Annotated in this window: 10 protein-coding genes, 1 tRNA gene, 1 other RNA gene and 1 pseudogene; all 13 read right to left on the bottom strand. The window is 33.6% G+C overall.

The window, feature by feature from the left end; genetic code table 11:
- Positions 1-1049, bottom strand: a 1049-nt coding sequence (gene dnaX, locus ACJAX4_RS18345; RefSeq protein ID WP_435790894.1) for a DNA polymerase III subunit gamma/tau, incomplete at its 3' end; no start/stop codon positions are given.
- A 141-nt stretch (positions 1050-1190) separates the two neighbouring features.
- Positions 1191-1455: signal recognition particle sRNA large type (gene ffs / locus ACJAX4_RS18350), an RNA gene on the bottom strand.
- A gap of 10 nt (positions 1456-1465) precedes the next feature.
- A tRNA-Ser gene (locus tag ACJAX4_RS18355) sits at positions 1466-1555 on the bottom strand.
- A gap of 187 nt (positions 1556-1742) precedes the next feature.
- Entirely contained in the window at positions 1743-2510 is a 768-nt protein-coding gene (gene lgt / locus ACJAX4_RS18360) for a prolipoprotein diacylglyceryl transferase (RefSeq protein ID WP_435790895.1), read from the bottom strand.
- 120 nt (positions 2511-2630) lie between these two features.
- Positions 2631-4367 (bottom strand): NADH-dependent [FeFe] hydrogenase, group A6, encoded by a 1737-nt coding sequence (locus ACJAX4_RS18365; RefSeq protein ID WP_435790896.1) that lies wholly within the window; start codon positions 4365-4367, stop codon positions 2631-2633.
- Positions 4368-4385: 18 nt separating this feature from the next.
- Entirely contained in the window at positions 4386-6179 is a 1794-nt protein-coding gene (locus tag ACJAX4_RS18370; RefSeq protein WP_435790897.1) for an NADH-ubiquinone oxidoreductase-F iron-sulfur binding region domain-containing protein, read from the bottom strand.
- Between the two features lie 41 nt (positions 6180-6220).
- Positions 6221-6622 (bottom strand): (2Fe-2S) ferredoxin domain-containing protein, encoded by a 402-nt coding sequence (locus ACJAX4_RS18375; RefSeq protein WP_435790898.1) that lies wholly within the window; start codon positions 6620-6622, stop codon positions 6221-6223.
- 38 nt (positions 6623-6660) lie between these two features.
- Positions 6661-7155, bottom strand: coding sequence for an NADH-quinone oxidoreductase subunit NuoE (gene nuoE, locus ACJAX4_RS18380; protein ID WP_435790899.1), 495 nt, complete (start codon positions 7153-7155; stop codon positions 6661-6663).
- A 246-nt stretch (positions 7156-7401) separates the two neighbouring features.
- Entirely contained in the window at positions 7402-8331 is a 930-nt protein-coding gene (gene pfkB, locus ACJAX4_RS18385; protein WP_435790900.1) for a 1-phosphofructokinase, read from the bottom strand.
- 14 nt (positions 8332-8345) lie between these two features.
- Positions 8346-9107 carry a DeoR/GlpR family DNA-binding transcription regulator gene (locus tag ACJAX4_RS18390; RefSeq protein ID WP_435790901.1) on the bottom strand — a complete coding sequence of 254 codons (762 nt, stop codon included), beginning with the start codon at positions 9105-9107 and terminating at the stop codon, positions 8346-8348.
- Positions 9108-9340: 233 nt separating this feature from the next.
- The gene (locus ACJAX4_RS18395; RefSeq protein WP_435790902.1) at positions 9341-9562 is read right to left on the bottom strand and encodes a (2Fe-2S)-binding protein; all 222 of its coding nucleotides are present in this window, start codon (positions 9560-9562) and stop codon (positions 9341-9343) included.
- Positions 9563-9577: 15 nt separating this feature from the next.
- Entirely contained in the window at positions 9578-10018 is a 441-nt protein-coding gene (locus ACJAX4_RS18400; protein WP_435790903.1) for a nucleoside deaminase, read from the bottom strand.
- A 189-nt stretch (positions 10019-10207) separates the two neighbouring features.
- A pseudogene (locus ACJAX4_RS18405) lies at positions 10208-10439 on the bottom strand (group II intron reverse transcriptase/maturase); the annotation flags it as partial.

Here is a 10439-nt window from a genome sequence, read left to right on the forward strand (position 1 = left end):
TAAATTCTATTTTGCTTACTCCACTTAGCTTGTTCCTCTGCATCTTGGAGTATCTTTATGTTCCTCATAATTTCTTCCACTCTGAGTTTTGATGCTTGCTCTTTTAAAATATTTATGTTTTCAGATGACATATCTAAGATATCTTCTGCATTGTCACTTACTTTAACCATCATAAGGTTTCTCATATGAATAGTCATGTCTTTTATAAATACATATATATCTTTACCACTATAAACTATATCATTTACAGCCTTTATTGAGCCTTCAATATCTCTATTTATTATATTATTAGAGAGCATTATAAGACTCTCGGACGTCACAAGGCCCAGCATATCTATAACATCATCATACTCTACAGTTCCTTCATTCATCGATATGGCCTGGTCTAGAATGCTTAGAGCATCTCTCATTGCTCCATCAGAAATTCTTGATATTAATTTTAAACTATCATCGCCCACAAAAATATCCTGCTCAGTAACAATTCTTCTAAGTCTTTCAAATATATCCAAACTTTTTATTCTTTTAAAGTCAAATCTTTGACATCTAGAGAGTATTGTTATTGGAAGTTTTTGAGGGTCAGTAGTGGCTAATATAAATATTACGTTACTTGGTGGCTCCTCAAGTGTTTTTAAAAATGCATTAACTGCACCTATGGATAACATATGAACCTCATCTATAATATAGACTTTATACTTAGCTTCCTGTGGTGGATACTGAACATCTTCAATTATATCCCTAATATTATCTACGCCATTATGTGATGCTGCATCTATCTCAGTAACATCTATTGATGTTCCCGAATTTATCTTTTCACACATTTCACATTGATTACAAGGCTCTCCCCCATCTGAATTCAAACAATTAACTGCCTTAGCTAATATTTTAGCCGTTGAAGTTTTTCCTGTTCCTCTGGTACCACATAAGAGATATGCATGAGCTATTCGCACGCCTTTTATTTGATTTTTTAATGTTATGGTCACATGCTCCTGACCTACTACATCTTCAAAAGTTCTTGGTCTCCATTCTCTATATAAAGCCTTATATGCCAAAAGTTTCACCTCTTTTAAATAATTATATCATTTAAACCCAAAAATTAGTTAATATTTATAAAGGTTATCTATTTATTAAGAACTTAATAGTTTGGTAATAAAAAAAGATGCCTAATAGGCATCTTAAAGTTCTTTTGTAGACCGTACACCTCGCTTCGATATATAAACTATGCGCGTTACCTATACAGTTAACTCAAACCAGGTTGGTCCACGGCACACGGAAGGTTCACTTACCGCTGCTTCCTTCCGGATCTGACGGGGTTCATGAATTTCCATTGCGTGGGGCCCAGTTATCAACGCCACTTATATAGGTCAGACCACACAGCTTATAACCTAAGCGAGGAATTCACTCCTGCTGTAGCGGGTTGCAGGTTACAGGGCACCGCTAACTCCCCAGCTAGTACGGAAATATAAACTGGCGGAAAGAGAGGGATTCGAACCCTCGGTAGAGTTGCCCCTACACACGCTTTCCAGGCGTGCTCCTTAAGCCACTCGGACATCTTTCCATAAATAACTTTGATGTTTATGTGCACATAATTAGTGCAACAAAAACAATTATACTATTAATAAGTAGTAATTTCAACAGTTATTTTTTAAATGTTTATGAAAGTTTTTTTAACGAATATATAATATACTATTGTGTAATTTACTTAATTGCAATCATGATTTATAATTATTTTTATAAATGATAAATTAGTAACGTGAATCTTTTTTATTATAATTTACAACAACGAATATAATCCACAGTGCTACTCCTGCTAAACTTATTAATTGTGCTACCCTTAAACCTGCAAACATTAAACTGTCAGTTCTGAGCCCTTCTATAAAGAACCTTCCTATGGAGTATAATCCTATATATGTAAAAAACACAGTTCCTCTCTTAAAAGTTTTTGTTAATAAATAAATCAGTATTAGACATACCAGCACATTCCATATTGATTCATAAAGAAAGGTTGGATGATAATACACTCCATCTATTAGCATTCCCTTTTGTATAAAATCCGGGAATTCACTTATAAACCCTTGCGAAACTGGTCCACCATGAGCCTCACTATTAAAGAAATTTCCCCATCTTCCTATAGCCTGACCTATAATTATAGAAGGTGCTGCCACATCTGCAAATTTTAAGAGACTCTCTTTTTTATACCTTGTATAAAGTAATGCTGCTATCATACCAAATATAACTCCACCATGTATAGCAAGACCACCTTGACGTATATTGAATACTTGCAATAAATTATCCTTATATTGATTAAATTCAAATGCTACATAATATGCTCTTGCCCCAATAATCGCTACAGGAAAAGATATTAGTGTAATATTTAAAAGTTCATCATAATTAACATTTTTTAGCCTCGAAGTAAAATCAGCCAATAAAATTCCAACCATCATTCCTGTTGCAATAAAAATTCCATACCATGCAACTGGTAATCCAAATATATTAAAAGCTATTGGTTCCATAAGTAACATCTCCATTTTTCGTAAAACTACAAATAAAAGAATCAAGTTTAAAGAACTTAATTCTTTTATTTGTGTTAAAACAATTGTGGCTTACTATAATAAAAAAGTAAAGATAAATATTTAAAATTTATTTCTTATTACATACGTGGTATGTAATAACTTATGGCTTAAATGACCATTAGGTTCACCTAAAAACTCCTCATATATTTTGGTTATATGTGGATTTTTATGTGATTTTCTAAGAGGTAGAGATTTATCTTCATCATATATAGCTTTTGATCTTTCATCTGGAACATTAATTTTTTCTTTTATTTGTGAATTAACTATTGGTTGACCTCCACCATTTACACATCCACCAGGGCATGCCATAGCTTCAATAAAATCATAATGTTTTTCACCACTTCTGACTAATTCTAACAATTTTCTAGCATTACCAAGTCCATGAACCACAGCTGCAGTTATATTTCTTCCATCTGGTAATTCTATGGTTGCTTCTTTAATACCCGTAAGGCCTCTAACAGCTGAAAATTCTATTTGCTCTAGTTCTTTTCCAGCTAAGAGTTCAGATACAGTTCTTAAAGCAGCTTCTGTAACTCCTCCTGTTGCTCCAAATATTACTGAAGCTCCAGTGGATTCTCCAAAAGGATCATCAAACTCTTCATCTTCTAATTTAACAAAATCTATATTTGCCTCTTTTATCATTTGAGCGAGTTCCCTAGTAGATAAAACATAATCTACATCCTGCATACCAGTATTAGATAGTTCTTCTCTTTCGCCCTCAAACTTTTTAGCAACACAAGGCATAATTGAAACAACTACAATATCCTTAGGATCAACACCAATTTTTTCTGCAAAATAACTTTTAATTAGAGCCCCTTCCATTTCACTAGGTGATTTGCAAGTTGATAAATTAGGAATTAAATCAGCAAAATTGTGTTCAACGAATTTTACCCATCCAGAACAGCAGGATGTCATTAGTGGTAGATTTTCACCATTACTTAATCTAGTTAATAGCTCAGTTCCCTCTTCCATAATAGTAAGATCTGCCCCAAAGTCAGTATCAAAAACTTTATTAAACCCTAATTTCCTTAAAGCTGAGGTCATTTTACCTGTAACGCGACTACCAATTGGCATACCAAATTCTTCGCCCATTGCTACTCTTACTGCTGGTGCTGTTTGAACTACCACATACTTATTCGGATTCTCTAAAGCCTTCCAAACAGGCTTTATACTTTCCTTTTCATGTAATGCTCCTACAGGACATGCTAAAATACATTGCCCGCAATTTATGCATAATGATTCCCCTAAAGGCCTCTCATAACTAGTGGTAACCTTAGTGTCAAATCCTCTACCTGAAAAATTTATTGCATGGACAGTTTGAACGTTTCCGCAGGTTGAAATACATCTTCCACAAAGGATACACTTTTCTGGATCCCTTACCACTGAGCATGAAGAATCATCCAACCTCCCATCGCCTTTTTCTCCACTATATCTTATATCTCTTATATTTAATTCCTTTGCTACTGTTTGTAAATCGCAATTCTCACTTCTTATACAAGTTGTACATTCTCTTTTATGGTTAGATAATAATAACTCAACTACCATTTGCCTTGCTTCTCTCACTTCAGCAGTGTTAGTTTTTATTTCCATTCCATTTTCAGCTGGAAGTGTACAAGATGCCAGTAATTTTTTTCCTACTTGTACCACACACATTCTACAATCAGCTACCTCATTTACTTCTTTTAAAAAACATAATGTAGGTATTTTAGCCCCAGAAAGCTTTGATGCTTCGAGTACAGTAGTTCCCTTTGGAACTTCTACTTTTATACCATCTATAATTAACTTTACCATTTCCACCTATTTCACCTCCTAATATTATATTTTAACAATAGCTTTAAATCTGCATATGTTTACACACATACCACACTTAAGACATACATCTTGGTCAATTACATGAAGTTCTTGCAGCTTGCCACTAATAGCTCCTACATTACAATTACGAGTACATAACCCACAGCCTTTGCATTTGTCCTCTAAAATCACATATTGCACAAGGGACCTACAAACTTTAGCTGGACATTTTTTATCTTGCACATGAGCAATATATTCATCTCTAAAATGATGTATAGTTGAAAGAACCGGATTAGGAGCAGTTTGACCAAGTCCACATAATGCAACCTTTTTTATTCCTAATGCTAAATGTTCAAGTTTATCTATATCTTCAATTTCACCATTACCCTTTGTGATCTTTTCAAGCACTTCAAGTAATCTTTTAGTTCCAATTCTGCAGGGAGTGCATTTACCACAAGACTCGTCCTTTGTGAAATCAAGGAAAAATCTAGCTACATCCACCATACAATTATCTTCATCTAAAACTATCATGCCACCGGATCCCATCATGGAGCCAAGAGCAACTAAGCTATCATATCCAATTGGAGTATCAAGTTCACTCTCTGGGATACATCCACCTGAAGGTCCTCCCGTTTGAACTGCTTTGAAGCTCTTTGCATTTGGTATTCCGCCACCTATTTCAAAGATTGTTTCCCTAAGAGTAGTTCCCATAGGAATTTCTATAAGACCAGTGTTTGTAATTTTACCTCCTAGTGCAAATACCTTTGTACCCTTGCTTTTCTCTGTACCTATACTGCTAAACCACTCAGCTCCATTTAATATAATAGGAACTATATTAGCAAATGTTTCAACATTATTTATAATTGTAGGCTTGCCCCAAAGTCCACTAACGGCTGGAAATGGAGGTTTAGGCATAGGCATTCCTCTTTTACCTTCAATTGACTGCATAAGAGCAGTTTCTTCTCCACATACAAAAGCACCAGCTCCAAGTCTTATTTCTATATCAAAATTAAAACCTAGCCCTAAAATATTTTCTCCTAGTAGTCCGTATTCTCTAGCCTGATTAATAGCTATTTCCAGTCTTTCAACGGCTAGTGGATATTCTGCTCTAACATATATAAATCCTTTACTTGATCCTATAGCGTAGCCACCTATAGTCATAGCTTCCAGGACTGAATGAGGGTCTCCTTCAAGAACAGATCTATCCATAAAAGCACCTGGGTCTCCTTCATCTGCATTACAAATTATATATTTTTCATCTCTTTCCTGCTTAGCTGCAAACTGCCATTTCAGCCCTGTAGGAAAACCTCCACCACCTCTGCCTCTAAGTCCCGAATTCTTAACATTTTCAATAACTTCTAGTGGAGACATAGATGTAAGTACCTTTTCTAAAGCCTTGTACCCATCAAGCGCTATATATTCATCAATATTTTCTGGATCTATAATTCCGCAATTTCTAAGCGCTATTCTTAATTGTTTCTTAAAAAAATCTAATTCATTTAGATTTCTTACATTTCCTTCTCCCTCGCGGACCTTATACTCAAGACGTTCTAGCACCCTATTTTGAATGAAGTGTGATTCTACAAGCTCTGATATATCCTCAGTTTTTACTTTGGTATATAAAACTCCTTCTGGATAAACTACTACAACAGGACCTAATTCACAAAGCCCTAAACAACCTGTTTTTAATACTTCAATTTCATGATTTAATTTATGTTTTCTTACCTCTGACTTTAAACTTCTAAAAAGATCTGCTGCTTCTGGAGAAACACATCCTTTTCCCCCACAAACAAGTACCTGAGAGTGGTAAACCTCCATTAAAATTCCTCCTTCTATTCCTTTGGAATAAACAATAATTCTTAATCGTTATCTAGTGTATAATCATTAAGAATCCTCCCCTGAATTACATGCATTGTATATTCATTTCTAACTGTTCCAACTAATACATGACTAGCTACAACCCTTCTAGCTTTATAAGGAGACATCTTTACATAAGTTACTTTCTCTTCTCCAGGTCTTATAATCTCTACAATAGGTTCTAATCTACACACACCTATACAACCAGTTTTCGCTACTATTACATTAGCTAAGCCAAGTTTATTAACTTCATCTACGATTGCGTCAAGAACTTCATCTGCTCCTGCCGCTATTCCACAAGTAGCCATACCAACAACAATTCTTGTGCTTTTTCTATTTGTTCCTTGATTAACTCTATTAAAAGTATTTTTTCTTATCTCTTCAAGGTCCTGTACCGTCTTCATTAACATCCCTCCATAAATAAGTTTACTAATTTACTTTTTTACTTATATTCTTCAATTATCCTTATTACATCAGCAGGAATCAATCTTCCATATACTTTATCATCTACCATAAGAACTGGAGCTAGTCCACATGCACCAAGGCATCTAGCAGCTTCTAAAGTAAACTTACCATCACTTGTTGTCTTGCCAACTTCTACTTCTAAAACACTAGATAATCTTTCTATAATATCCTGTGCCCCTTTTACATAACAAGCTGTACCTAGACATACCTTAATTATATGTTCTCCCTTAGGTTCTAATGTGAATTGAGAGTAGAAGGTTGATACTCCATAAATTTCTGACATAGGTATATTAAGTTCTTCTGATACTACTTGAAGAGCTTCTTCTGGCAGATATCCGAATAATTTTTGTACTTCATGAAGTGCCGGAATTAAAGCACCTTTCATCTCTTTTAATTTTTTAGTGATATCTTTTACCTTTTCTAATCTAATGTCAATTTCTCCACACTCTGAGCAGCATTTTTCCCCAGTCATTAAAATCATCTCCTTACATTAAATTCAAAAATCATCTTCTATTTTATTATATTGTTCAAGTGTTAATATAATATCAATTATATAAGTTAATAATACAACTTTTTACCCCCTTATGTAAACGTTTTTCAGAATATTGTGAATATTTGTTATGTACTATTTAAATTAATTTTATTTTTAATATAACAAATAGGGAACTCCAAAATTCTGGAGTTCCCTATTTGTTATATTCTTTTATAATTACGCCTTCTATAAATAATTTATAGTTATTTGTTTTTTAAGCTTCTCTATGTCTTCAAACTTTCCTGTTTGCGTTCCTTCAGTCATTACGTTAGCTGTGCTTGTTGCGCAGGCAAGCTTAATAGCTTCTTCAAAAGAATATCCTGCCTCTACTGCTACTGCAAGCGCTGCAACCATAGAATCACCTGCACCTACAGTACTTTTAACTTCTACTTTTATTCCCTTTACTTTTGCGACTTTATCACCACTAATAAATAACGATCCTTCTGAGCCTTGCGATATTACTACATATTTTACTCCATACTCTAATACCTTTTTAGCTATTTTTATAACTTCATCTTCGTTATGAATCGTTATACCAAAAGCCTTTTGAAGTTCGTCAATGTTGGGTTTTACCATGTACGGACCAGCCTTAAGTCCCTGCATTAGCATTTCACCATCTGCATCTAATATAACTTTTCCACCCCTTGTTTTTACAGCCTTGATTATTTCACCATAAATACCGCTACAAACTCCACTTGGAACGCTCCCCGATAAAACTACTAGAGAATCACATGTGCAATGTTCCATGATTTTCTTTTTTATGTTAGTAATATCTTGTTCATCTAAACTGGGGCCACTTTCATTTATATCTGTGTGAGTTCTATTAACCTTATCAATGATTTTTAAATTAGTCCTTGTTTCACCTTTGAATGATAAAAATTCATTGTCAATATTTAAACCATCCAAATGTTGTTTTATTTGACTTCCACTATTACCACCTAAAAAACCTAAGGCTATGCTTTTATACTTTAGTTCCTTAACAACTTTGGATACATTAATACCTTTACCCCCAGTATCAAATCTTGTAGACACAATTCTATTAACGTTACCAACCTTAAATTCATCTATATCAACGGTTTTATCTAAGGCCGGATTTAAAGTTACTGTTATTATCATTTTTAAGCCCCCTTTTAGTCTGCTACCATAACTGTTACATCTTCTTTTTCAAAACTTTCTAGTAATTTTTTATTTAATTTATTATCTGTAATAATAATATCAATGCTATCCAAATCAGTAATTTTAGCAAAGAAAACCGTATTAAACTTAGAATGGTCGCATACTACTATGGTTTGGTTTGCAATTTTTATCATTTCTCTTTTAGTATTAGCTTCTATAATATTAGGGGTAGTTAATCCATTAATAAAACATACAGCATTTGTTCCAATAAAAGCTTTGTCTACTTTGAAACTTTTAAGTGTATTGTCAGCAACTGGACCTACCATAGCTCTAGTTTTCCATCGTAGTGTCCCTCCAATAACAATTACTTCTATCTCCTTCTTTTTAGCAAGTTCAAAGGCTATATCTAAAGAATTTGTTAAAACTGTTATATTCACAGCTGTCATATGTTTAGCAATACAAAGAGTAGTAGTTCCTGCATCAAATGCAATTGTATCTCCATCTACTATCATTGCAGCCCCAAGCTTTCCAATAGCTTCTTTCTCATCATAAAACTTATCTGTTTTCTCTGAAAAAGTAGGTTCAAATTTAGTATTATCATTTAATACTGCTCCTCCATATACTCTTTTAATAAGTTCATCTACTTCCAACTCTTGAAGGTCACGTCTAATGGTAACTTCCGACACATCATATCGTTTAGATAAATCGCATACTTTCACTTTCCCATGTTTAATTAAAGAATTTAGTATCTGTGATTTTCTTTCTTCTGGAAACATAATTTCAAACTTCCTTTTACCATATTTTAAATTCAATGTTCGTTTATGCTTGTTTTTGTTTCACTTACCTTCATTTTAATATATTCTAATAATGTTGTCAATAACTAAAAATTACTTTTTTAAATACTTTTAAATTATATTCTATAGTAATAACACTCTCAAAAAAAACAAAAACGAAGCCTTTTTGCTTCGCTTTATTTCATATACATATCTTTGAAGTATATACCGGTCAATTATTGCTGCTTCTCTAATTCTTGCTTTAAAAGTTGCTCAATTTTAGGAGTACACCTTTGCCCCTTGCACCCACCTGTTCCAGACCCCGTAACATTTTGAACATCCTCTACAGTTTTAGCTCCATTTTTTATAGCCTTTTTTATAGTAGACCTTGGTATAGCTTTGCATAAACACACTTTCGTAAGTTTATCCATTATTTCATTATTTATATTTTGCTCCATGATATTTTCTCCTTACTACCTTTTATTTTTAAAAAAATGGGTCAATAAATTACCACATTCCGCATTGTACAACCAATTAATTTCAATCCATTGATTTAATGCATCATTTTGAATCAAATTTACAACCGAACCACAAGCACCTACACTTGGATCAAAAGAACCTATATATAATTTGCTTATTCTAGACTGTAAAATAGCACCTGCGCACATAGGACAGGGTTCTAAAGTTACATACATCTCACACCCAGTTAATCTCCAACCGCCTGTTATTTCACAGGCTTTTTTTATAGCCAAGACTTCTGCATGTGCAGTGGCATCCTGAAGCGTTTCCCTTAGGTTATGAGCTCTGGCAATAATTTTATTATCTTTAACTATAACTGCGCCCACAGGTACTTCATTTAGTAATAGTGATCTTTTAGCTTCTTTTAACGCTTCATAAATAAAATGTTTTTCCATCTAAACCCCTTTTATAAATTATTATCGTTTAATAATTGTTATCTATATTATACTTCTTTAATGTTATAGTTTCAATGCACTAGCAAATAATCAAGTAGGTAGAAGTTGAAAATAAATTTCCGACTTCTTTCCTCTTACAGAACCGTACGTGCGGACCCCGCATACGGCTCCTGGCAAAACTAAAAATTATTATTCATAATAATTTGACAAGACACAGACCTGTATATCTGACAAGTGAACAAGCTTTATTTCTTTGAACCATGTATTTGGTAAAGCCATGTGTATCAATGCACAATTTGAATTTCTCCATCTTACCATTGATATTTTCTTGAATTCACCCTTATAACCTCTTCGCCTAAGTGCTTTATGCAAAGATTTATAGCTTTTCCATTCTTTCATCTTCTTCATTCTTAGCCTTCTT

Origin of the sequence: Clostridium sp. (assembly GCF_051278035.1) — a bacterium.
GTDB lineage: Bacteria > Bacillota > Clostridia > Clostridiales > Clostridiaceae > Clostridium_AD.

Excerpts from the sequence above, each read along its gene's own strand:
- lgt (WP_435790895.1), bottom strand. The coding sequence starts at position 2,510 with ATGGAACCAATAGCTTTTAATATATTTGGATTACCAGTTGCATGGTAT.
- ACJAX4_RS18370 (WP_435790897.1), bottom strand. The coding sequence starts at position 6,179 with ATGGAGGTTTACCACTCTCAGGTACTTGTTTGTGGGGGAAAAGGATGT.
- ACJAX4_RS18375 (WP_435790898.1), bottom strand. The coding sequence starts at position 6,622 with ATGAAGACGGTACAGGACCTTGAAGAGATAAGAAAAAATACTTTTAAT.
- nuoE (WP_435790899.1), bottom strand. The coding sequence starts at position 7,155 with ATGACTGGGGAAAAATGCTGCTCAGAGTGTGGAGAAATTGACATTAGA.
- pfkB (WP_435790900.1), bottom strand. The coding sequence starts at position 8,331 with ATGATAATAACAGTAACTTTAAATCCGGCCTTAGATAAAACCGTTGAT.
- ACJAX4_RS18390 (WP_435790901.1), bottom strand. The coding sequence starts at position 9,107 with ATGTTTCCAGAAGAAAGAAAATCACAGATACTAAATTCTTTAATTAAA.
- ACJAX4_RS18395 (WP_435790902.1), bottom strand. The coding sequence starts at position 9,562 with ATGGAGCAAAATATAAATAATGAAATAATGGATAAACTTACGAAAGTG.
- ACJAX4_RS18400 (WP_435790903.1), bottom strand. The coding sequence starts at position 10,018 with ATGGAAAAACATTTTATTTATGAAGCGTTAAAAGAAGCTAAAAGATCA.